Origin of the sequence: Aeromonas sp. R10-2 (genome assembly GCF_040908445.1) — a bacterium.
In the GTDB taxonomy this organism is placed as follows: Bacteria; Pseudomonadota; Gammaproteobacteria; order Enterobacterales; family Aeromonadaceae; genus Aeromonas; species Aeromonas veronii.
The window spans coordinates 116,533-137,117 of record NZ_JBFODS010000034.1; the positions used below are offsets into that span (position 1 = coordinate 116,533).

The 20,585-nt window shown below is 55.9% G+C and carries 23 protein-coding genes; 6 read left to right on the forward strand and 17 right to left on the reverse strand.

Features of this window, described 5'->3' with window-relative positions:
- Positions 1–4: 4 nt before the first annotated feature.
- The 12 genes from AB5Y97_RS08370 to AB5Y97_RS08425 all read right to left on the reverse strand — a co-directional run bounded on the left by AB5Y97_RS08370 (position 5) and on the right by AB5Y97_RS08425 (position 11,562).
- The gene (locus tag AB5Y97_RS08370; RefSeq protein ID WP_368157558.1) at positions 5–1,999 is read right to left on the reverse strand and encodes a flagellar basal body rod C-terminal domain-containing protein; all 1,995 of its coding nucleotides are present in this window, start codon (positions 1,997–1,999) and stop codon (positions 5–7) included.
- 3 nt (positions 2,000–2,002) lie between these two features.
- Complete coding sequence (gene flgJ, locus AB5Y97_RS08375; RefSeq protein ID WP_368157559.1) at positions 2,003–3,061, reverse strand: flagellar assembly peptidoglycan hydrolase FlgJ; 1,059 nt, start codon at positions 3,059–3,061, stop codon at positions 2,003–2,005.
- Between the two features lie 43 nt (positions 3,062–3,104).
- Positions 3,105–4,202, reverse strand: a complete 1,098-nt coding sequence (locus AB5Y97_RS08380) for a flagellar basal body P-ring protein FlgI (protein ID WP_368157560.1) — start codon at positions 4,200–4,202, stop codon at positions 3,105–3,107.
- Between the two features lie 8 nt (positions 4,203–4,210).
- Entirely contained in the window at positions 4,211–4,882 is a 672-nt protein-coding gene (gene flgH / locus AB5Y97_RS08385; RefSeq protein WP_005350662.1) for a flagellar basal body L-ring protein FlgH, read from the reverse strand.
- Positions 4,883–4,896: 14 nt separating this feature from the next.
- Positions 4,897–5,685, reverse strand: coding sequence for a flagellar basal-body rod protein FlgG (gene flgG, locus AB5Y97_RS08390; RefSeq protein WP_005334158.1), 789 nt, complete (start codon positions 5,683–5,685; stop codon positions 4,897–4,899).
- A 15-nt stretch (positions 5,686–5,700) separates the two neighbouring features.
- On the reverse strand, positions 5,701–6,447 hold the full coding sequence (flgF, locus tag AB5Y97_RS08395) for a flagellar basal-body rod protein FlgF (protein ID WP_005334159.1): 747 nt from the start codon (positions 6,445–6,447) through the stop codon (positions 5,701–5,703).
- A gap of 143 nt (positions 6,448–6,590) precedes the next feature.
- On the reverse strand, positions 6,591–7,889 hold the full coding sequence (gene flgE, locus AB5Y97_RS08400; RefSeq protein WP_368157562.1) for a flagellar hook protein FlgE: 1,299 nt from the start codon (positions 7,887–7,889) through the stop codon (positions 6,591–6,593).
- 10 nt (positions 7,890–7,899) lie between these two features.
- Positions 7,900–8,679 (reverse strand): flagellar hook assembly protein FlgD, encoded by a 780-nt coding sequence (locus AB5Y97_RS08405; protein ID WP_080764911.1) that lies wholly within the window; start codon positions 8,677–8,679, stop codon positions 7,900–7,902.
- Positions 8,680–8,695: 16 nt separating this feature from the next.
- Positions 8,696–9,115, reverse strand: coding sequence for a flagellar basal body rod protein FlgC (gene flgC / locus AB5Y97_RS08410; protein ID WP_005334167.1), 420 nt, complete (start codon positions 9,113–9,115; stop codon positions 8,696–8,698).
- Entirely contained in the window at positions 9,115–9,513 is a 399-nt protein-coding gene (gene flgB, locus AB5Y97_RS08415) for a flagellar basal body rod protein FlgB (protein ID WP_005334169.1), read from the reverse strand. Before flgB ends, flgC begins: the two co-directional genes overlap by 1 nt.
- A gap of 295 nt (positions 9,514–9,808) precedes the next feature.
- Positions 9,809–10,633 (reverse strand): protein-glutamate O-methyltransferase CheR, encoded by an 825-nt coding sequence (locus AB5Y97_RS08420; RefSeq protein WP_005350656.1) that lies wholly within the window; start codon positions 10,631–10,633, stop codon positions 9,809–9,811.
- 17 nt (positions 10,634–10,650) lie between these two features.
- A complete protein-coding gene (locus AB5Y97_RS08425; protein WP_005334174.1) occupies positions 10,651–11,562 on the reverse strand; it encodes a chemotaxis protein CheV in 912 nt (303 codons plus the stop codon).
- A 144-nt stretch (positions 11,563–11,706) separates the two neighbouring features.
- Here AB5Y97_RS08425 and flgA point away from each other — a divergent pair, with 144 nt between their 5' ends.
- From flgA to AB5Y97_RS08440, 3 genes are all read left to right on the forward strand, one after another.
- Positions 11,707–12,390, forward strand: a complete 684-nt coding sequence (flgA, locus tag AB5Y97_RS08430; protein WP_167572525.1) for a flagellar basal body P-ring formation chaperone FlgA — start codon at positions 11,707–11,709, stop codon at positions 12,388–12,390.
- Positions 12,391–12,481: 91 nt separating this feature from the next.
- Positions 12,482–12,802 carry a flagellar biosynthesis anti-sigma factor FlgM gene (flgM, locus tag AB5Y97_RS08435; protein ID WP_005334177.1) on the forward strand — a complete coding sequence of 107 codons (321 nt, stop codon included), beginning with the start codon at positions 12,482–12,484 and terminating at the stop codon, positions 12,800–12,802.
- Complete coding sequence (locus AB5Y97_RS08440) at positions 12,799–13,215, forward strand: flagella synthesis protein FlgN (RefSeq protein ID WP_040066163.1); 417 nt, start codon at positions 12,799–12,801, stop codon at positions 13,213–13,215. The genes flgM and AB5Y97_RS08440 overlap by 4 nt, the downstream gene beginning before the upstream one ends.
- Before the next feature lie 36 nt (positions 13,216–13,251).
- On the opposite strand, the gene yfcE is transcribed toward AB5Y97_RS08440, so the two are convergent.
- Entirely contained in the window at positions 13,252–13,794 is a 543-nt protein-coding gene (yfcE, locus tag AB5Y97_RS08445; protein WP_227273395.1) for a phosphodiesterase, read from the reverse strand.
- 10 nt (positions 13,795–13,804) lie between these two features.
- On the reverse strand, positions 13,805–15,442 hold the full coding sequence (locus AB5Y97_RS08450) for a peptide ABC transporter substrate-binding protein (protein ID WP_179214427.1): 1,638 nt from the start codon (positions 15,440–15,442) through the stop codon (positions 13,805–13,807).
- 156 nt (positions 15,443–15,598) lie between these two features.
- Here AB5Y97_RS08450 and AB5Y97_RS08455 point away from each other — a divergent pair, with 156 nt between their 5' ends.
- Positions 15,599–16,498 carry a DMT family transporter gene (locus AB5Y97_RS08455; protein WP_005350643.1) on the forward strand — a complete coding sequence of 300 codons (900 nt, stop codon included), beginning with the start codon at positions 15,599–15,601 and terminating at the stop codon, positions 16,496–16,498.
- Positions 16,499–16,517: 19 nt separating this feature from the next.
- Here AB5Y97_RS08455 and rsuA read toward each other — a convergent pair whose 3' ends face one another.
- Positions 16,518–17,210 carry a 16S rRNA pseudouridine(516) synthase RsuA gene (gene rsuA / locus AB5Y97_RS08460; protein ID WP_236271115.1) on the reverse strand — a complete coding sequence of 231 codons (693 nt, stop codon included), beginning with the start codon at positions 17,208–17,210 and terminating at the stop codon, positions 16,518–16,520.
- A 168-nt stretch (positions 17,211–17,378) separates the two neighbouring features.
- Between rsuA and AB5Y97_RS08465 the strand changes: the two genes are divergently transcribed.
- A complete protein-coding gene (locus tag AB5Y97_RS08465; RefSeq protein ID WP_342400830.1) occupies positions 17,379–18,578 on the forward strand; it encodes an HD-GYP domain-containing protein in 1,200 nt (399 codons plus the stop codon).
- A 17-nt stretch (positions 18,579–18,595) separates the two neighbouring features.
- On the opposite strand, the gene AB5Y97_RS08470 is transcribed toward AB5Y97_RS08465, so the two are convergent.
- Positions 18,596–18,775 (reverse strand): hypothetical protein, encoded by a 180-nt coding sequence (locus tag AB5Y97_RS08470; protein ID WP_368157566.1) that lies wholly within the window; start codon positions 18,773–18,775, stop codon positions 18,596–18,598.
- A gap of 131 nt (positions 18,776–18,906) precedes the next feature.
- Positions 18,907–19,560, reverse strand: coding sequence for a fructose-6-phosphate aldolase (gene fsa / locus AB5Y97_RS08475; protein WP_201994331.1), 654 nt, complete (start codon positions 19,558–19,560; stop codon positions 18,907–18,909).
- A gap of 128 nt (positions 19,561–19,688) precedes the next feature.
- Here fsa and AB5Y97_RS08480 point away from each other — a divergent pair, with 128 nt between their 5' ends.
- Positions 19,689–20,585 (forward strand): glycyl-radical enzyme activating protein, encoded by an 897-nt coding sequence (locus AB5Y97_RS08480; RefSeq protein WP_368157568.1) that lies wholly within the window; start codon positions 19,689–19,691, stop codon positions 20,583–20,585.

Below are 20,585 nucleotides of genomic sequence, written 5' to 3' on the forward strand. Positions count from 1 at the left end.
GACGTTACCTCACGGACGAGAGCAGTGTATCGAAAATGGTTTTGGCGGTACTGACGATTTGCGCCGAAGCGGCATAGGATTGCTGGAAGCGGATCAGATTGGCTGCCTCCTCCTCCAGATTGACCCCTGACACGCTTTCAAAAATGCCGGTGCTCTGGATCAGCTTCGATTCATTGGCCTTGAGCAAGGTTTTTGCCTGACTGGTATTGTTGCCCACCTCCATCACCAATCCGGAATAAGCCTGATTAAAGGTCATCTTGTCATTGGTGGTACCACCATTGGTGCTCTTGCGCACCAGATCCTTGTTTTGCAGCTCGGCCAATGCCAGACCATTGCTGTTATCGGCAAAGCCATTGCTGTTGTAACTGAGCGTGAAGCTGTCCTTGGCTTGCACTGTGCCGGTAATGCTGAATTCGTAACCGGGCTTATCTCTAGGATTTACGTAAACGGGAAGCCCGCCGGGAAAGTGGTCGACGATAGCCGACATCAGGTTTTGCCCCTTGCTGCTCGCAGGCGCCGTACCTTTCAGTGTGGTACCATCGGCTTGAAAAACCTGATAGTTGCCGTTGGCGTCAATCTTGACCACCTGAGGCGCTGCGGGATCAAGCGTATTGGTGCCAAAGCCAGATCCCGCCCCTGTATTGAATACCCCACCCAGCTTGATATCGGCACTGCCAATGTTATCGGTCGTCTTCTCGGCTTTTAGTGGAGAAGCCAGAGCAAGATCTTCCGGCCGGGTGATCAGCTGGCCAAGGCCCGCCGCTGCGCTTTTGGTCGGTTGCAGCAACAATTTGTCACCAGCAGCAGGCGCACCAGTCAAGTCGATTTTTATGCCGTGGACCTCAATAGAAGAGGCAGGTAAAGGACCGGTCGTTACAGAAGTGCCATTTCCATCTTTGTCCAAAGAAAATACTTCATATCCTGTCGCACTAAATCTAACTTCATAGTCAAACGGCGTGACTTGAGTACCCTTGCCAGGTAAAAAACTGATCGTGGCCTCTGCGGTCCCCGTATTACCACCGTAAGGCAAGCCCTTGCTGGTAGGCAGGGTGAAGATATCGCCGCCAATCTCGTTATCCAGATCCATCCCGAGACGATTCTGCTGGTTCATGGCATCAGCCATCGCAACGGCCAACTGCCCCAGCTCACGTTTGGTGGGCTCAAGATCGGTACGCGCCTTGAACAGCCCCCCCATGGCACCGCCAAAGGTCGCGTTATCTATGGTTGCCTGATTATCCCCCAGGGTCAGCTGCAACTCCTGATCCCGGGAGTCAGGATCCCCCGCAATCATCTTGAACTGGGCAACCCCCCCGTCGAGGATCAGCGAATGGCCGGTGCTCATATTGACCAGCATGGTGCCGTTGGGTTGGGCAACGGTGCGAATATCCATCTTCTCCGACAGCTGGCGGATCGCTTCATCCCGCTGATCAAACAGCATCAGGTTCTCTTCAGGCGACCCCTGGGTGCGGAGGATGGCCTGGTTGAGATCATTGATGCTGGTGAGCAGGCTGTTGACCTGCTTGGTTTCATCTTCGATACGGGTGTTGAGGGTATCACTCTGCTTGTCGAGCTGCGCCGAGAGGGTATGGAAACGGTTCACCATGCCGCTCAGCTCTGTCATCGCCACCTTGCGGCCACCGATCTCGGCGGGTGATTCATTCGCAGAATGGAATGACTTGAAATAGGAGGTAATAGCCGCCCCCACACTGTTGCTGGTATCCCCCAGCAAGCTGTCAACACCCGCCAGCTGTTCGTAATGGGTCAGGGAGGCGTGATAGGCGGAGGTATCACGGCGCACCTCCCCCTGCATATAGTCGTTGATTACCCGCTGGGTCTTGATGTCACCGGTCCCCAGACTGATGGAATTGGTAAACACCAGCGTACGCTCACGCACATAGCCCTGGCTATTGACGTTCACGATATTGTTACTGGTGGTCTGCAGCAGACGTTGCTGCGCCAGCACGCCCGATGAACCAATCCCAAGCAGGTCGCTTGCCATATGTTACAGCTCCATCTCGTTGTATCGGGCAATGGCATCACTGCGCAATACCTGTTTCAGTTTTCTGGCGTAGTGCGGGTCAGTGGCATAACCCGCCTGCTGCAGCGCTTCAAAGTAGCGATCCGGACTGTCTACCTTGGCCAGGGCCCCCTTGTAGCGGGAGCCGGAAGTGAGAAAGTCCACATAGTCGTTGAAGCTCTCTTCAAACGACTCATAGGAGCGAAATGCCGCTTTTTGGCGGGACGCAACTCCCTCTTCATATTCCAAGGTGCTGACTACCGCTTTAGGCCCTTCCCAGCGAGGATCGGCCTTGATGCCGAACAGGTTATGGGTCATCTGCCCTTCACCATCCTTGATCACCCGCTTGCCCCAACCGCTCTCCAGTGCCGCCTGGGCGACCAGTACCGCCGGGCTTAACCCCAGCTTGTCGGCCGCTTTCTTGGCCAAGGGCATCAGGTGCTGCACAAACGCTTCCGGACTATCAAACTGGTTGCTCCCCACCCCGTTACTGCGATGGTGAGCGACAGGCCCCATTGGCGGCACACTACGGTGGGGGCGAGTGGGCATGACGAGCCCGGAGTGCCCCTTTTCCATCTCTTTTTCAGCAAAATCTTTGCCAACTTTTGATGCGGTGATCAAATCATTGGCTGTCGCCTTGGGTGGCTCGTAGGGTTTATAAACCCGTTCCGTCCGCTGCGGCATCTTGAGCACCCGACCATCCTGATGAGTAAAGGTCTCGGGAGAGAGCTGCTTGACCACCATGTCAGCCAATCCCAACCCTCCCTTGCTGGAGATATCGGCAACCCGCTGCTCATCCAGCATCCCCTCATAGAACTGGGTATAGCTGCTGTTCATCGGGTTGTCCTGAGTCAACACCCCGTTGGCCTGACGCATGCCCTGAAACAGCATCTGGGTAAAGATTGACTCAAATTGGCGCGACGCACTCTTGAGCGCTTCGGCCTGTCCCTCTTTGCTTTGGCTCATCTGACGCAGACGGTCCAGGTTTTTGATATCCTGCACCACCCCGAGATTCATGCCGCTGTTGGTGTCAAACTCCGCCATTGTGCTTACCTCATTGCCACCCGTGGCAATCACTTGCCGCCAGTTACAATATGACCAGTTGTCCCTCGATAGCGCCAGCCTGCTGCAACGCCTCGAGGATAGCCATCAAATCACCGGGAGCGACCCCGACCTGGTTGACCGCCCGGACCAGATCGTCCAGGGTCGCACCGGTATCAAACTTGAACATCCGTCCGGGTTCCTGCTGGACATTGATGGTCGAGTTGTTGGTGACCGTGGTCTCGCCCCCTGCCAGTGGATTGGGTTGGGAGACCTGCTGGTTTTCGGCGATGGTCACCGTCAAGCCACCATGGCTGACAGCCGCAGGCTTGAGCCGGACCTGACTGCCGATCACTATGGTGCCGGTACGGGAGTTGACGATGATCTTGGCCGCTTCGTTGGCCGGATCAACCTCCAGGTTCTCGATAGTCGCGAGATAGGAGACGCGCTGACCCGGATCCCGCGGGGCATAGACCTTGACCGAGGTGGCATCGAGCGCCTGAGCGGTATTGGGCCCCACCAGATCGTTGACCACATCGGCCAGACGGCGCGCAGTGGTAAAGTCGGGCCGGTTAAGGTTGAAGGTGATGGTATCCCCCTGACTGAAGGAGTTGGGCACCTCCCGCTCCACGGTCGCGCCGTTGGCAATCCGCCCGACGGTCGGGGTATTGATCACTACCTTGGAACCATCAGCCCCCTCGGCCCCCAGACCACCAACCACCAGACTGCCCTGCGCGACCGCATAGACCCGCCCATCGAGCCCTTTCAGGAAGCTTTGCAACAGGGTGCCGCCCCGCAGGCTCTTGGCCTCGCCAATGGCAGAGACCGTCACGTCGATGGTCTGGCCCGGCTTGGAGAAGGGGGGCAGGTCGGCATGGATCGCCACCGGCGCCACATCCTTGATCTTGGGTTTGATGTTATCCGGCACCTTGATGCCAAAATTGTTGAGCATGGTACGGAAGGTCTGCTCGGTGAAGGCGTTGTTCTTCTCGCCAGTGCCGGGCAACCCCACCACCAGACCGTAACCAATCAGCTGGTTGTTACGCACCCCTTCAACCGAGCTGATGTCCTTGATCCGGGCCGCATTGGCCACACCCAAGGGCAGCAGACAGCAAAGCAGAGTGACAAGACGGAGTGACTTCATAACATCTCCTAAAGCGGCCACCAGGGACCATTGAAAAAGCTGGTAAGCCACCCTTGCTCCTGGCTATTGGCCAGATCGCCGGTACCACCGTAGTAAATGCGGGCATTGGCCACTTTCTGGGACGAAACGCTGTTATCAGACGTCACGTCCTCCGGGCGAATAAGGCCGGTGATCCGGATATATTCATTGCCATTATTAAGCATGATCCACTTCTCGCCGCGCACCACCAGATTGCCGTTGGGCAGTACCTTGGCCACGCTGACCGAAATATTGCCCTGCAGGCTGTTGCTCTGATCCGCCTTGGCCTGGCCCTTGAACGCGCTGTCTTGAGCAATGGAGGCTGAGAGATCATAGGGGCTGGCGGTCACGGGCACGCCACCCAACTTTACCGGGTCCAGATTGAACTTGTTATTCTTGCCACTCTGGGTATTGGCCTTTTTCGAGGCAGAGGTCGACTCCGACAACTCGATGGTAATGATGTCACCTACCTTGTGTGCCTTGATATCCGAATAGATGCCATTGACCTGATCCGGCTGGAAAATAGCCCCTGTCGGCCGCACCGACACCGGCTCCGACTCCCCGTAGACGGGGGAAAACTCGGGATCATCAGGCTTGGGTGTATTGGGAGTGCTGCTACACCCTCCCAGCACCAGCAATCCCAGCATCCATACGGCTTTCATCATGCGCCTCCTAATTAGGTACGCTGGATCAGGAAGGACATCATGCCGTCCACAGCGGAGAGCACCTTGGAGTTCATCTCGTAGACCCGCTGAGCCTGAATGAGGTTCACCAGCTCTTCGGTTACGTTGACGTTGGAAGTCTCCAGCATCCCCTGCTTGATCACCCCCAAGCCATCGGCACCGGCAGTCCCCTGAGCGGCAGCACCACTGGATTGGGTCTCGACGAACATGTTCTCCCCCATCGGCTGCAAGCCGCTGGCGTTGACGAAGTCGGAGATGTTGATCTGACCGACGACCTGAGAAGCGCCATCGCCCTTGAGCTGCACCGAGACCTGGCCATCTTCACCCACCGTAACGCTCTGGGCGTTTTCCGGGATCTGGATTTCCGGTTGCAGCGGGTAGCCATTACCCGGGGTCACTATGGTCCCTTCATCGTTGAGGGTGAACTGACCGTTACGGGTATAGGCCGCACTGCCATCCGGCAGCTGAATTTCAAAGTAGCCACGACCACTGATCATCAGGTCCAGCGAGTTGTCAGTGGTTTGTACGTTACCCTGACTGTGGTTTTTCTGGGTCGCCACCACCTTGGCACCCGCCCCCAGCATCAGGCCGGAGGGGAGCTCGGTATCGGCAGAGGAGCGGCCACCGGGCTGATTGATGTTTTGATAAAGCAGATCTTCAAAGATGGCCCGTGACTTTTTGAAGCCCACGGTGCTGGCGTTCGCCAGGTTGTTCGAGGTGACCGAAATATTGGTCTGCTGTGCATCCAACCCGGTCTTGCTGATCCAGAGTGCAGGATTCATAGTGTAACTCCTTGATTAGCTGATTCGCAGCAGTTGGGTTTGAGCTTCATCATTCTCTTCGGCCGTCTTCATAATTTTGACCTGAGTTTCGAACTGGCGTTGCAGCCGGATCAGGTTGGTCATCTCGTCCACCACATTGACGTTGCTCCCCTCAAGGGAGCCGGCAATCAGGCCGACATTGGCTGAGGCGGGTTCATTCTGGCCATCCTTGCGGCGAAACAGACCATCTTGCCCCTTCTCCACCGCATCGGCGGCCGGATTGACCAGCTTGATCCGCTGAAAATCTTCCGGCAAGTTGGCGGCAGCCCCCTCAGGACGACCGCTGATGGTGCCATCCCGATTGATCTCGAGTTTCTCCATCGGCATCGGCAGCACGATAGGCTGACCCCCGTCGTCCACCACATTCAGACCGGTCGAGGTTTGCAAGTTGCCGGTCGCATTGACCTGCAAATTCCCCATGCGGGTATAGGCTTCACCGCCCTTGGGATCCTGCACGGCAATCCAGCCCGGACCATCCACCGCCACGTCCAGATCCCGTCCGGTGGTCATCAGCATGCCATGCTGCAGGTTCTGACCCGGACGCTCTGCCATGGCAAACACCCGGCTTGGCAAGCCTTCACCGAACGCCTGCATGCTTCTGGCCTGCTCGAAATCGGACTTGAAACCGGTGGTATTGGCATTGGCGAGGTTGTTGCCCCGAACAGCCAGGCTGTTCATGGTCTCTTTGGCCCCGGACATGGCGATATAAAGCAGGTGATCCATGAAATTCTCCGTCAAACAGATGACTCTGACAGGAGAAATGCAATTAGAGTGCCAACAGCAGAAATATGGGAGATGAGGAGGATGGGAATGAGACAGAAACAGAGAGGGGGCCAGGCCCCCTCTCATCTTCATGCATTGTGTAATTAACGGATCTGCAGGATGGTCTGCTGCAGCGAACTGTTGACCTCCAGCGAACGGGAGTTGGCCTGGAAGTTACGCTGGGCAGTGATCAGATCAACCAGTTCGGAAGTCAAATCCACGTTGGACTGCTCTAGCGCCGACGACTTGATGGCACCGAAGGTGCCCGAGTTCGGGGTTCCCGGCAGGGCATCACCGGAGAGCAGAGATTGCCGCCAGGAGGTATCCCCTACCTGAGTCAACCCCTGGGAGTTGGCGAACTTGGCCATGGCCACCATGGCCACCTTGACGGTGGTGGCATTGCTGTAAGTGGCCGATACTATGCCGTCCGCGGTGATTTCGACCTTGGTCAACCGGCCGACGGTGGAGCCATCCTGAGTCAATTTGTTGACTTCAAATGGTGAGGCATATTGAGTGACAGTACCCAACCGATACTCAAACTTTTGAGTCGGATCAGCACCATTAGTTATGATACCTGCGCCAGGGGTACCCAACGTATCGGTGACAATGGGATTAGGCAACGTGCTGGTTAACTTACCATCAGAGCCGAACGTCAGAGTGGCTGGTGCGCCGCCAGGGGTAATAGAAGTTGTACCCTCATACAAATGCATCTCCCAAGTAGGGGGATTCAATGCTTGTGGAGGTGTTTGATTATCGCCTTTTTTCACAAAATATTGAGTGATGGTATGTGGCTCGCCAAGTGAGTCATATATGACCACTGAGGTAGAAGAGGAATAAGTCTTAGAGTTGGTGGTATCAAGCGGCGTTGCTGTCACATCGATCGGCTTAGCTGACGATGGCAGGTTAAAACTCGCCTCCACCAAAGTGGTTTTAGCCGGCTCGCCGGCCTTGTCCGGGATCTGGATAGGCTTAGTCGCGTTGATGCTGACCGCCTTGGGGGTACCGTCAGGGTTGATCTCGTACCCCTGCAGATAACCGCCAGAGTTGCTGACCATATAGCTGTTTTCATTGAGCTTGAAGGCACCGGCACGGGTGTAGGTGCGATCCAGGTTGGTCAGACCGTCAGAGGTCACAAAGAAGCCGTTACCCTGAATCGCCAGATCCAGTGCGTTATTGGTAAATTGCAGCGCCCCCTGATGAAACTGCTGGGCAACCGCACCGGTTGCCACACCGTTACCGACCTGGGTCTTGGCATTGACAAAGATGGAGTTGGCGTAGACATCCGCAAACTCGGCACGGGACTCTTTAAAGCCCATGGTATTAACGTTGGCAATGTTGTTGGCGGTGACGTTCAAGTCTTTTTGTGCCGCGTTGACACCGCTCAAGGCATTGTTAAATGACATATCCAGCTCCTTAGATCGATGCTGTCGACGTGGTTTTTGACGGTGTAACCGTCGGATTTGAATTGGTTCCTGAAATTTGCAGAATATTGTTCAAATATTCGCTACCCAGTCCTCTCAAATTGAGGCGAGTCGGGTTGGTGGCATTGCCCAAGGCAACACTGTCCACTTTGGCATAAGCAAATGTGGCAATACTTTCCGACTTGCCATCGAGAGTGCCGCTGGCTTTGATGACATACTTGCCTGCGGCAACTCGGTTACCGGCCTTGTCTTTACCATCCCAAGCAATTTCCACATTACCTTTTGGGTCGCCTTCGAGGGGAAACTCCTTGATAACCTGTCCCTTTTCATCCTCAACGGTAATTTTGACGCCCGCATATTTATTCGTTGTGCCTACAGCAACGACCGCAGATAACGAACCATCCTTGTCTAAAAATCCTGTATTGCCCTGTAGCAATACATTTTGACCCACCAGAGAAGACGCTTGGAGAGCCTGGCTGGATCTCATCTGGTCATTAAGCTTGCCCATCTGGGTAGAGAGACTACTGATCCCCTCCGACGTAGACATTGAGGCCATCTGGGAAAGCATCTGGGCATTGTCGACCGGCTTGAAGGGATCCTGATATGACAACTGCATGGTCAACAGCTTCATAAATGAAGCCTGATCCAGCTCTTTCTTTGGCGCTGTTGCTTTTGAATTACTCCCGATGGGCGCTGAAGCATTATTGGTACTAGAGGTTGAGCCGCCTGCATTACGAGAGGGATTCCAATAAAGATTATTTATGTCAGACATAATAAAGGCCCTCTATTTACCCTTTGCCAAGCTGGAGCGTCTGCTGCAGCATCTTCTTGGCCGAATCAGCAACCTGTACGTTGGTCTGGTAGCTGCGCGAGGCGTTGATCATGTCGGCCATCTCTTCAACCATGTTGACGTTTGGCTTGAAGATAAAACCGTCTTTGTCCGCCATCGGGTGGTTGGGGTTGTACTCTTTAAGCAGTGGCGCCTTGCTCTCGACAATGCCCTTCACCTCCACCCCGACTGAGCCCTGCTTGTCAGACATCGCCTGATCGAGCTGGGCGGCAAAGACTGGCCGCCTAGCGTGGTAAGTATTTTCCACACTGGAGCTGACACTGTCCGCGTTGGCCATGTTGCTGGCAACCGTGTTGAGGCGCACTGACTGTGCGCTCATAGCCGAGCCTGCTATGTCAAAGACCTTGAACAAACTCATCACTGCTCTCCTTTCAGGGCCTTGAGCAGGCCACTGATCTTGCTATTCATAAATTCAAGGGAGGTTTGATACTCGAGGCTATTACGCAGAAATTCGCTGCGCTCCTGCTGCACATCGACTGTATTGCCGTCACCGGTATCCGGTTGCAGCGGGTTGCGATATTGCACGGTACCCGGGGCGTCCATATTCAAGGCAAAGTGCTTTTCGCTGGTCGTTGCCAAACCAAACCCCTGATGCGACTGGGCCTCCTGCAATGCCTGAGCAAAATTGATATCCCTGGCTTTGAAGCCCGGGGTATCTGCGTTGGCAATATTGCTGGAAAGCACCTCAGCACGCTTGGCGCGAACGCTTATGGTGTGTTGATGCACACCAAATGCCTTGTCAAATGAAAGAGCCATAGCACACCTCCTGCTTGGTATATTTTGTTTGCAAGAGATGTGCCATAAGCAAATCACTCAGTTCGATGGTTTGGGTATGAGCACATTTCAGACCGAAAACGGCAGGAGCATCTCGCGCATTGAGTCAGACGGCATCATTTGGCCACCTTAAGGTTGCAACCACTTTTGCAGTGGCGAGATATGGTAGGTAAATAGAAAGACTGAGCTGTAGATTAAGAAAGAGGGAAGCTCGTAGCTTCCCTCTTTGCATGAACTGGCAATATTCGGCAGACCCCGAATATCAAGGCCATCAGGCCTATTTGACCTTGTAGACAATCCCCGGATTGCAGCGGATCATCTCGAACCGGTCGGTCAACCCGGCCAGTGACTCCGACGCGCCCAACATCAGATATCCACCGGGGTTGAGACTGGCAGCAAACTGGTTGAGGATCTTCGACTTCACTTCCGGCGCAAAATAGATGAGCACGTTACGGCAAAAGATAATGTCAAACTTGCCGAGCAAACTATAACTCTCCAGCAAGTTGAGTGGCCGGAAGGTGGTCAATTTTCTGACTCGCTCGGCAACCCGCATCTTGTTGTCACCGTAAGGCTCAAAAAACATCTTCTTGCGCTCCGGTGACAAACCGCGCGCCAGAGCAAGGCTATCGTAAACGCCTTCCTTACACTGATTGAGCATGGTCGTCGAAATATCCGTCCCGACAATCTGCACGCCACCAGGCAAGGTACCCGGCTTTTTCATCTGCTGCTCCAGTGCCGTCATGGCAATGGAATAGGGCTCCTGACCTGACGAGGATGCGGCAGACCAGATCTTGATGGGGCGGCCACTTTTCCCCAACTCGGGGAAAATCTTGTCGGTAAGAAGCTGAAACGGATAGGTATCACGAAACCAGAGGGTTTCGTTGGTCGTCATAGCATCCACCACGGCCATTTTCAGGTCACGCTCTCGCACACTCATTGCACGGGTAACCAGATCAGACAGACTCTCGATGCCAAACTGAGCCATCAAAGGTGAAAGACGGCTCTTCACCAGATACTGTTTGTTATCCCCCAGCACAATTCCGCTCTGTACCGCCAGAAAGTTGCTGAACTGTTTGTATAAGTCGTCCGAAAGTGTCTTCATGCAGCTGTTCTTCTTTATTAGAGTGCGTTTTGTACGGCCTTGGCCAATTCATCAGGCTGGAACTTGGCGATAAAATTGTTCGCACCAACTTTCTGCACCATTGCCTGGTTGAATACTCCACTGAGCGAGGTATGCAGAATAACATGCAAATCCTTGAGATTGGGATTATTCCGGATCTCGGCAGTGAAGGTATAGCCATCCATTTCCGGCATTTCGATATCCGAAATAACCAGCGCAACCTGATCCTTGATAGGACCATTTTTGGTCATTTCCAGCAGCATGTTCAATGCTTCGCGGCCATCTTTTGCCAACACACACTCGACACCGATAGCCTCAAGCGCACGTTGTACCTGTTTGCGTGCCACTGAGGAGTCATCCGCAACAAGAACAGGACGCCCCAGAGTCGGGTGGTCGACGCTGGCCTGAACCAACTCCTCACTCACATCCGTTGCAACCGGAGAAATTTCGTTCAATATCCGCTCAACATCAAGGATTTCGACCAACTCGCCATCGACTTCAGTCACTGCTGTCATGTAGTTGATGCGACCCGCACCTTTGGGCGGAGGCAGGATGGATTCCCAGTTCATATTGATGATGCGCTCGACCGAATGCACCAGAAAACCCTGAATAGAGCGGTTGTACTCGGAGATGATAATGAAGCATTTGCTCAGATCATCTATCGGGCGTTTGCCAACCGCCATGCTGAGGTCGATGACCGAGATAGTCTGGCCACGAATATGAGCCACCCCGCGAATGCAGGAGTTCAATTTTGGCATCACGGTCAAGGGGGGACACTGCAACACTTCACGCACTTTGAATACGTTGATGCCAAATCTTTGACGTCCATTGAGACGAAACAACAACAACTCCAGCCGGTTTTGCCCCACTAGCTGGGTACGTTGGTTGACCGAGTCCAGGATACTGGCCATAAACACTCCCTAAAAACGCTTGGCATTAATCATGCATGCGTGATGGATTGCGTCAGACTATCGATGTGACAACGAACAGATTCTGAAGCAATCATAGTTAAATATGGTGATATGCGTGAACAACTTATCGACCAACGAGCGAAAATGATTAACCGACTTTTACTCATCAGCCTCTTTTTTGGCAGCATATCTTCCAGCTACGCCTCGGACGTCACTACTTATCTGCAAGAAAAGGCACAAGAGTTCGTTTATAGCCAGCTGGATATTCCGTTGGATGCCAGAGCCGAGGTCACCTCTGCCACACTGGATGAACGGCTCCCACTGACCCGCTGCGAAGATCTGCTCACTATCAGCTTACCAGCAAAAATGGAAATTCGCCGTAATACAACAGTTTACCTTAAATGTGAGGAAGACAAACCTTGGGACATCTATCTCCCGGTGCGTGTCAGTATTCAAAAGCCCTATGTCACTGTGACCAACCCCATCGCCAAGGGGGACCTACTGAGTGAAAGCCAGCTGGTGTTGGCCTATCAAGATCAGACCCTGATCCGCGGCGACTACCTGACTGACACCGCCCCTCTTATCGGAGTACGCAGCAAGCGGGAGCTAAAACCTGGGCAACCCATCCGTTTGAGCCAGGTTTGTGTCGTGTGCAAAGGGGATCAGGTCACCCTGACGGCAGAAAACAGCAACTTCCAGATCAAAACCATGGCCCGAGCCTTGCAAGATGGCAGCTTCGGAGAGATCATCAAACTCGTCAATATTCGCTCCGGCAAAACCGTTGAGGGTAAAGTCAGTGCGGTAGGTGCCGTATCAGTCACTTTTTAAATCCGGATCCTTAACAACTTTTTTCTAAAGTTTTGATCTGCCGCACCGATAAACAGGTAAGCAAACCTTAAAGCAGACGAAGGTAACTAAAATGGCCATCAACAATATCAACAACTTGGCGAATAATCGGTTGCAAAATACCGCTAATAGCCAGGGGACAGGCAGCAAGTCAGTCACCTCATCGCCCGAAAACAAAGCGGCTACTGTCAAGCTGGACTCCGTCTCCTTGACCAGTGAGGCGCAACAATTGCAAAAGATGCAACAAAACCTCAATACCGCCTCGACCGGCAATGAGAGCAAGGTCGAACGGCTGAAAAAAGCCGTCGCGAGTGGCGAATATCAGGTTAACAGCGACGCTGTGGCCAAGAAGATGTTCAGTTTCGAGGCCAATCTGGACAAAGTTCTGGGATGATGGATTTACCTTCGTTACTGCACACCCAAGATGATTACCTCAGCCAGATGCAAGGCATTCTGGAAGAGGAGTTCAGCTTGCTCGAACAGCATCAGGCACTGGCCCTGCCCGCACTGACCGAGCGCAAACAGCAGTTGCTTGCTGCGATAGAAACGCTGGACAAGACCCTCGCAGAGATGCCGGAACTGGCACTGCAGCTGGCAGCCTATCCCGACGAGATGGCGCAGCTTCGTGCAAAACTGGATGCCTGCCAGGCACAAAATGATATCAACGGTCGCTTGCTTGAACTGAGCATCGTCTCAAACCGTCGTCTGGCAACCTTTCTGAGTCAGCTGCGCGATCGCAACAGCCTGACCTATGACGCCAAGGGTAATACTCGCTCTGGCACCCGCTCCTACGGTATCAAGGCCTGACATCTCTTATCAGGCCTTGCATTTTTGCTCTCGGTTTTAAAGCACCAGTCGCAACAACTCCCGCCCGTCCTCACACGCATTAACGCGCAGTACCCCGTCCTCATAGCACCCGTAACTGGCAGGCAACTCGCCGCGCGGGAAACAGATTGACCCCGGGTTCATCAATATCCGTTCCCCCTGCCACTCCAGCACCGGTACATGGGTGTGACCGCTCAGGAACAGACTGCCTGGCGGGAGCTGAACCTCGTCTGATCGATAAAGATGGCCGTGGCTAACAAACCAGCGCCGCTCATCGATCAGCAACTGGTTGTAGGGGGCTGTGATGGGAAAGCGCAACAGCATCTGATCTACTTCGGAATCACAGTTGCCCCGCACCGCGATGATCTGCGGAGCCAACTCGTTGAGCCGATCGGCCACAGCGGCCGGGTTATACCCTTCCGGCAGAGGATTGCGCGGGCCATGGTTGAGCAGATCGCCGAGCAGCAGATAGTGATCCGGCTGCCAGGGCTCAAGTTGGGTCAGCACCCGCTCCAGCGCAATGATGCTGCCGTGGATGTCGGAAATGATGGCAAGTTTCATGAAATGCTCCTCACTGCGGGCTGAAATAGAGATCCTTGGTAGCAATCGTCCCTTTCAAATTCTGGCTGGGCAGCCCTCGCAGCGCGGGATCGACCAGTCTCATCTGATTGTAATGATACACGGGGAGGATCGGCGCCTCCTCAAGCAGCAACTGTTCGGCATGCCGGTAGAGTTCAACCCGGCTCGCGCTGTCCAGCGTATTGGCAGCCTGCTCCAGCAACAGATCAAAGTCGGGATTGCAGTAGCCGCTCTCGTTGCGCAGATCCTGACAACGGAAGCTGCCCAGCATGGCAGACGGCTCCACGTAATCGCCAAACAGGAAGCTTCTGGCCACCTGGAAATCACCGCTATCCTTGGCTACCTGATAGGCACCCCACTCCAGACTGTTGAGGGTGACCTGTACCCCCAGCTTCTGCCACATGGCGGCAATGGCCATCGCCATCTGCTTGTGGGTTTCTGCGCTGTTGTAGGTAATGCTCAGCTTGAGTGGATTGGCACTGTTATACCCGGCAGCTGACAACAACGCTGCCGCTTTGGCCTGGCGGGTTGGCATATCTTCAAGCGCCACAGGCAATATCACCCGGGGGTAACCCGGCATCTCCGGCAACAGCGACCATGCTGCCTGTTCATCCTGCCCGCTCACCGATCCAATGAGCAACTGTCGATCAACCGCCATGGAGAGCGCCTGACGCACCCGCACATCCTGCAGTTCGGGGCGCTTCAAATTGAACGCATAGAGATAGGTACCAAACAGCGGCAAGCCCCAGAGCCGCTCCGGAGATTCGCGCTTCATCTTCTGGTAATAGCCGAGGGAGACCTTGTTGGTGAGCTGGATTTCACCAGCCTCATAGCGCAGCCGTTCGGCATGTTGCGAGGTGATAGGCAAATAGGTGACCCGTCCGATACGGGTGTGAAGGTCATCCCAGTAGTGGATATTGCGCTCGGCTTCTATCCGCTCGTTAGGCGTCCAGCTTGCCAGCCGATAAGCGCCATTGCTCACCAGCTTGCCGGGCTCGGTCCACTGTTTGCCAAATTTGGCTATCGCCTTCTGATTGACTGGCACAAAGGGGCGCTGACTGATGAGCTGCAGAAAATAGGGCGCCGGCCGCTCCAGGGTGATTTTCAGGATCTGATCGCTTTGCGCTTCAATGCCAAGATTGCCGAGCTCCAGCGCGCCGGCATAGATGGATTGCGCATTGTTGATCCCCGTGGCCAGCAGCAATCCGGCAGAAGGAGAGTTGATGGCCGGATCGAGCAGACGGCGCCAGGCATAGACAAAATCAGCGGCCACCAGCGGCTCGCCATTGGACCATTTCAGTTGAGGGCGCAGGAAGAATCGCCACTCCAGCCCATCGTCACTCACCTCCCAGCGCTGTGCCTGAGCAGGAACGATATTCCCCTGCCCATCATCACTGACCAGCCCTTCAAACAGATCGACCAGTACCGCCTCCCCCGGAAAACCGGAGCGCACCAGCGCCGGATCCAGCGACTCCGGCTCGGCACCGTTGCCCTTTACCAGGGTTTGCCGATCGGCAAGCAGAGGCTGCTGCTCAACGGTGGTGGCATGTGCCAAAGGCCCTGCCAGCACGGCAAGCAATAACGGGGAGAGCCAGCGTTGCGCCAGCTTGGGGAAGAAACCATACCTCATGACAAAACCTCGAATAACACCACTGCTGGAGGGGAAGGCCGACGGCGCGCCTGATGAATGCCTGATGCCGCTCTTGTTATCCCCGAAAACGCCCCGTATTGTATCGGGCTTGCCCGGGAGATGGAGTCTTTCGGGTTAATTTTTTCAGGAGTTTTTATGGGTTATGAGTGGCTGGCCCTCGCATCGGCCAGTTTATGGGCAATTGCAGCGCTAATTTCGGTCAAACCGGCCCGTCATCTCGGCGCATTTGCCTACAGCCGCTGGCGCATGTTCCTGGTCAGCCTGATGCTCGGCACCATGAGTCTGCTCACCGGTGGCTGGCAAACCCTCACCGCAAGCGCCCTGCCCCTGCTCGCCATCTCGGGGCTGGTCGGCATCTTCGTGGGCGATACCGCGCTGTTTGCCTGCATGAATCGGCTGGGGCCAAGACGCAGTGCCCTGCTCTTCTCCTGCCATGCGCTGTTTTCCGCCCTGCTTGGGCTCTGGCTCTTTAATGAACAGCTGACGGGCTGGCGACTGCTGGGGGCCATGCTGGTCTTTGCCGGCGTAATGCTGGCGATCCTGTTTGGCAGACGCAGTAGCAGCAACGAGTGGGAGCAGATCCGTGGCAATCTGGCGCTGGGAATTGGCCTTGGCCTGACGGCGGCACTGTGTCAGAGCGTGGGAGCCATCATCGCCAAACCGGTGATGATGAGTGGTGAGGTGGATGCGGTGAGTGCATCAGGTATCCGGATGGGCAGTGCCCTGCTGGCCCACTGCGTCCTGCGGCTGGGGCGCTTGCCGCTGGCCATGCCGCTCAAACCGGTCAATCGACATATCCTCGCCATGATTGCCACCAACGGTTTTCTGGCGATGGGGCTGGGGATGACGCTGATCCTGATGGCGCTGCGGCAGGGAGAGGTGGGCATGGTGGCCATTCTCTCCTCCACCACACCGGTACTGCTGCTGCCGCTGTTGTGGTGGCACTCGGGGGAGCGGCCATCCATTGCCGCTTGGGCGGGTGCACTGATTGCCACCCTGGGCACGGCGCTGGTGCTGGGTTTCAGCACTCACTGACACCCGGCACCATCCCAGATCAGAACAGGGCAATCTCCTCAGCGGTCAGCTCACGATATTCACCGGGGGCCAGATCTTCATCCAGCGTCAGGCCACCCACCCGCTCGCGATGCAAGCCAACGACCTTGTTGCCGATGGAGGCAAACATCCGCTTGACCTGATGGTACTTGCCTTCGTGAATGGTCAAGCGAGCCTCGCACTCGCCGATAATTTCCAGCTGGGCAGGACGGGTTTTATCGGTCTCGTTACGCAGATAGACCCCTTCGGCGAACAGCTCGATTGCATCCGGGCTCACCGGATCGGCTAGCCAGACGTGATAGGTCTTGGCACACTCGTGGCGCGGCGAGGTGATGCGGTGGGACCATTGACCGTCGTCGGTCACCAGCACCAGACCCGTGGTATCGAGGTCGAGGCGACCCACTACGTGCAGCTTGCCCATCGCCGGCTCATCCATCAGGAAGAAGACAGTCGGGTGATCCGGATCCTCGTTGGAGCAGACGTAACCTTCCGGCTTGTGCAGCATGAAATAGCGGTTGCGCTGCTCCAGCGTCAGCAGCACGCCGTCAAACTCGATCTGGCTCTGCTCATTGATATGAAAGGCGGGCTGCTTGACCACAATGCCATCCACCATGACCTCACCCTGACGGATCAGTTTGCCTGCCAGCGAGCGGGTCAAATCGGAACAATCGCATAGAAATTTATCAAGCCGCATTCACAACCTCGGAGTCCAACAAGTAAAGGGGCGTCATTATATCGGGCGGGGGCGACAACGCCACTGTTAAGGGGTTGCCAATTATGACGAACTGGTCATCCGATGTTACACTTCTCCGGTGTGACCCATCCGAACGATACTCATAATAATAAGAGTCAGGAAGCCCTCATGAAGTCTCAAGCATCCTATCCCGTCATTCCCGTCAACCAGCTGAAACCCGGCATGTATGTGATTGCTATCGCCAGCCAGACAGGTGGGATGGAGATCGCCCAGATGGGCTTGGTGACCAGCGTGGCGCAAATTGCCAATCTGGTGCGTCAGGGGGTGCTCACGGTACGCATCGATCTGGCCCGCAGCAAACTGGGCAGTGCCGAAAGTGACGCCGTTACCTCCCCCGACCTCAATGCCAACAGCGCCCAGGTGGGACGCCGGACCAGTGCAAACGGTGAAGGACGGGAGCTTAAAATCCGACGCCTCTATCAGGAAGCGCGCGAGTTGCAAGGCAAGTTCATTCGCCACCTCAAAGCGGGTGAGCCCATCGACATCACTCCGCTGGCCGAAGTTGCCGAAGAGATGGTGGACACCATGTTCACCCACGGCGATGCCATGCTCTGTCTGGCCCGTATTCGCGCCAAGGATGCCTACCTGATGGAACACTCCATGAACGTGGCCATTCTGCTGGCCAACTTCGGCCGCTATCTGGGGCTTGAGCGCAGCGTGCTCAAGGAGCTGACCCTGGGTGGCCTGCTGCACGACGTGGGCAAGATCATGACTCCGGACGAGGTGCTCCACAAACCGGGCAAGCTGACCGATGAGGAGTTCGCCATCATGCGCCAGCATGTGGTGCACAGTTACGAGATCCTCAGCAATACCCCTGGCATTACCCCCACCATGCTGGAGGTGGCCGCCAACCACCACGAGCGGCTCGATGGCTCCGGCTACCCGCAGCGACTGAAGGGGGAGCAGCTCTCCCTCTATACCCGGATGAGCGGCATCGTCGATGTCTATGACGCCATCACTGCAGATCGAGTCTACAAAGCAGGTATGCAGCCGACCCAGGCCTTCCGCATTCTGCTCAAGGGGATCAATCAGCACTTTGATGCCGAACTGGTTACCAAGTTCATCAAGTGCATGGGAGTCTATCCGGTGGGTACTCTGGTACAGCTCTCAAACCAGCGCCTGGCTATCGTGATGCAGCGCAACGAGCAGCAGCCGCTCAAGCCGGTGGTCAAGGTGATCTATCACGCCACCCAGCGTCACTACCTCGACGTACAGTGGCTGGATCTGGCCAAGTCAGGGGTGCAGGAGAGCATCGAAAACACGGTCGACCCCAAAGAGTTTGGCATCAACCTCGCCAACTTCTTCTAATCCCTCACCTCGGATCTTCATGATTGGCGCTGGCTGTCGAGCCAGTGCCGGATCAGAAACTCCTCATCCAGCGGCGAGAGATCAAAACGCAGGCAGGCCTCTTCAATGGCGGCGATATCGTGCTGGTGATGCTCACTGAGCCAAAGCACCGCACGACGCAAATCTTCACCATGGGGGAGCAGCAGATGGTCGCTCATGGGATACCTCCGGTAGACTGCAAGGCGGCCAGCGAATGTAGCCACCTCTTTCCAGTCTAGTCGGTCAATCCCCATCACCCGCGCTTCTTCACCCTCCCCCCTCAATCACTGCAATCAGCTTGCCACCGGGATCAGCGACCGAAAGCGCGCTGCCAATCCTGATCGAACTTCACCAGCGCCGCATCCACCGCCGGCACGTTCAGCAACTGCTCGGCCACGTCGAGCGGCAAGGTGATCGATTGGCAACCCGCCAGCAGGCAGTCGAGCGCCTGACGGGGAGTGCGAAATGACGCCGCCAGCACCTTGCTGTTCGGGGCGTGCAGCTCAAGCAGCTGTTGCAGCTCCTGCACGGTGGCAATGCCATCGCCACCCTGGGCATCCAGCCGGTTAACGTAGGGCGCGACATATTCCGCCCCCGCCACCGCCGCCAGCCAGCCCTGCAGCGGGGTATAGACAGCGGTGCCCAGAGTCGGCACACCGTTGGCTGTCAGGCTCTTGATGGCAGCCAGCCCCTCTGCACACACCGGGATCTTGATCACTAGGTCCGGGTCCAGTTCACGCAGGGCGAATGCCTCGCGCACCATCTCGGTTTCAGTTTTGGCCATCACCTGGGCAAACAGGCGCGCCTTGGGCCCCAGCACGTCGCGCAGGGCGGGCAGCAGCTCACAGAGCGGCAATCCCCCGGCGGCAGTAATGGAAGGATTGGTGGTGACACCGGCCAACGGCAGGATCCGTGACCAGCGACGCACTGCCGCCACATCGGCGGTATCGAGATACAGCTCCATCTCTAACTCCTTAACGGGATGTTCAATATGTCGCCATTCTAGCGATAAAACATCTGCAAATAGCTTGATCGAAATCAAACCAACTTTCGAATGAAAGCAAATAGAATGCAAATACAAAAGGAGGCGGTATGATTTTCGACCTGCAACGATATTCAACTCACGATGGCCCCGGCATTCGCACCCTGGTGTTTCTCAAGGGGTGCTCGCTGGCCTGTCGCTGGTGTCAAAACCCGGAAAGCCGCTCTCCCAAGCCGGACATACTACTCGACCGGCGCCAGTGCATCGAGGGATGTCAGCTCTGCAGCCAGGCCTGTCCGGCAATCTTGCGTGACAGCCAGGGTGTCCAGCTCGTCCGCTCAGCCCTCGGCAGTCAGGATATGGAACGGCTGCGCGGCCTCTGCCCAAGCGAAGCGCTGCAGGTGTGCGGCCGCGATGAAACCCTGGACACCCTGATGGACACCATCCTGCGGGATCGCCCCTTCTTCGAGCGCAGCGGCGGTGGCGTCACCCTCTCCGGTGGCGAGCCTTTTATGCAGCCCGACTTTGCCGCCGCTTTGCTGGCCCGCTGCAAAGCCGAAGGGCTGCACACCGCGGTCGAGAGCTGCCTCCATGTGCCCTGGCACCAGATTGAGCCAAGTCTCCCCTCACTGGATCTGGTGCTGGCGGATCTCAAACACGTTGATAAAGAACGTTTCTTCCACTGGACCCGCGGCAAAGTGGAGCTGCCCATCGCAAACCTCAAACGCCTCGCCGAGCACGGCGTGCCGATGCAGATCCGGGTGCCACTCATTCCCGGCTTCAATGCCGACCACGCATCGATCGAAGCCATCACCGACACCGCTGCCAGCCTCGGCACCGTGCAGGAGATCCATTTCCTCCCCTACCACACCTTGGGGATGGGCAAATATGCCCTGCTGGCTCTGCCCTATCAGGCGCCAGAGACACCGCTCGACGACCCCGATTTACTCAGCTTTGCCCACGCATACGCCCAACGTCAGGGACTGACCCCTGTGACCAGAGGATAA

What these genes read in the sequence shown, in the direction of transcription:
- AB5Y97_RS08370 (WP_368157558.1), bottom strand. Translation starts at nt 1,999, where the DNA reads ATGGCAAGCGACCTGCTTGGGATTGGTTCATCGGGCGTGCTGGCGCAG.
- flgJ (WP_368157559.1), bottom strand. Translation starts at nt 3,061, where the DNA reads ATGGCGGAGTTTGACACCAACAGCGGCATGAATCTCGGGGTGGTGCAG.
- AB5Y97_RS08380 (WP_368157560.1), bottom strand. Translation starts at nt 4,202, where the DNA reads ATGAAGTCACTCCGTCTTGTCACTCTGCTTTGCTGTCTGCTGCCCTTG.
- flgH (WP_005350662.1), bottom strand. Translation starts at nt 4,882, where the DNA reads ATGAAAGCCGTATGGATGCTGGGATTGCTGGTGCTGGGAGGGTGTAGC.
- flgG (WP_005334158.1), bottom strand. Translation starts at nt 5,685, where the DNA reads ATGAATCCTGCACTCTGGATCAGCAAGACCGGGTTGGATGCACAGCAG.
- flgF (WP_005334159.1), bottom strand. Translation starts at nt 6,447, where the DNA reads ATGGATCACCTGCTTTATATCGCCATGTCCGGGGCCAAAGAGACCATG.
- flgE (WP_368157562.1), bottom strand. Translation starts at nt 7,889, where the DNA reads ATGTCATTTAACAATGCCTTGAGCGGTGTCAACGCGGCACAAAAAGAC.
- AB5Y97_RS08405 (WP_080764911.1), bottom strand. Translation starts at nt 8,679, where the DNA reads ATGTCTGACATAAATAATCTTTATTGGAATCCCTCTCGTAATGCAGGC.
- flgC (WP_005334167.1), bottom strand. Translation starts at nt 9,115, where the DNA reads ATGAGTTTGTTCAAGGTCTTTGACATAGCAGGCTCGGCTATGAGCGCA.
- flgB (WP_005334169.1), bottom strand. Translation starts at nt 9,513, where the DNA reads ATGGCTCTTTCATTTGACAAGGCATTTGGTGTGCATCAACACACCATA.
- AB5Y97_RS08420 (WP_005350656.1), bottom strand. Translation starts at nt 10,633, where the DNA reads ATGAAGACACTTTCGGACGACTTATACAAACAGTTCAGCAACTTTCTG.
- AB5Y97_RS08425 (WP_005334174.1), bottom strand. Translation starts at nt 11,562, where the DNA reads ATGGCCAGTATCCTGGACTCGGTCAACCAACGTACCCAGCTAGTGGGG.
- flgA (WP_167572525.1), top strand. Translation starts at nt 11,707, where the DNA reads ATGATTAACCGACTTTTACTCATCAGCCTCTTTTTTGGCAGCATATCT.
- flgM (WP_005334177.1), top strand. Translation starts at nt 12,482, where the DNA reads ATGGCCATCAACAATATCAACAACTTGGCGAATAATCGGTTGCAAAAT.
- AB5Y97_RS08440 (WP_040066163.1), top strand. Translation starts at nt 12,799, where the DNA reads ATGATGGATTTACCTTCGTTACTGCACACCCAAGATGATTACCTCAGC.
- yfcE (WP_227273395.1), bottom strand. Translation starts at nt 13,794, where the DNA reads ATGAAACTTGCCATCATTTCCGACATCCACGGCAGCATCATTGCGCTG.
- AB5Y97_RS08450 (WP_179214427.1), bottom strand. Translation starts at nt 15,442, where the DNA reads ATGAGGTATGGTTTCTTCCCCAAGCTGGCGCAACGCTGGCTCTCCCCG.
- AB5Y97_RS08455 (WP_005350643.1), top strand. Translation starts at nt 15,599, where the DNA reads ATGGGTTATGAGTGGCTGGCCCTCGCATCGGCCAGTTTATGGGCAATT.
- rsuA (WP_236271115.1), bottom strand. Translation starts at nt 17,210, where the DNA reads ATGCGGCTTGATAAATTTCTATGCGATTGTTCCGATTTGACCCGCTCG.
- AB5Y97_RS08465 (WP_342400830.1), top strand. Translation starts at nt 17,379, where the DNA reads ATGAAGTCTCAAGCATCCTATCCCGTCATTCCCGTCAACCAGCTGAAA.
- AB5Y97_RS08470 (WP_368157566.1), bottom strand. Translation starts at nt 18,775, where the DNA reads ATGAGCGACCATCTGCTGCTCCCCCATGGTGAAGATTTGCGTCGTGCG.
- fsa (WP_201994331.1), bottom strand. Translation starts at nt 19,560, where the DNA reads ATGGAGCTGTATCTCGATACCGCCGATGTGGCGGCAGTGCGTCGCTGG.
- AB5Y97_RS08480 (WP_368157568.1), top strand. Translation starts at nt 19,689, where the DNA reads ATGATTTTCGACCTGCAACGATATTCAACTCACGATGGCCCCGGCATT.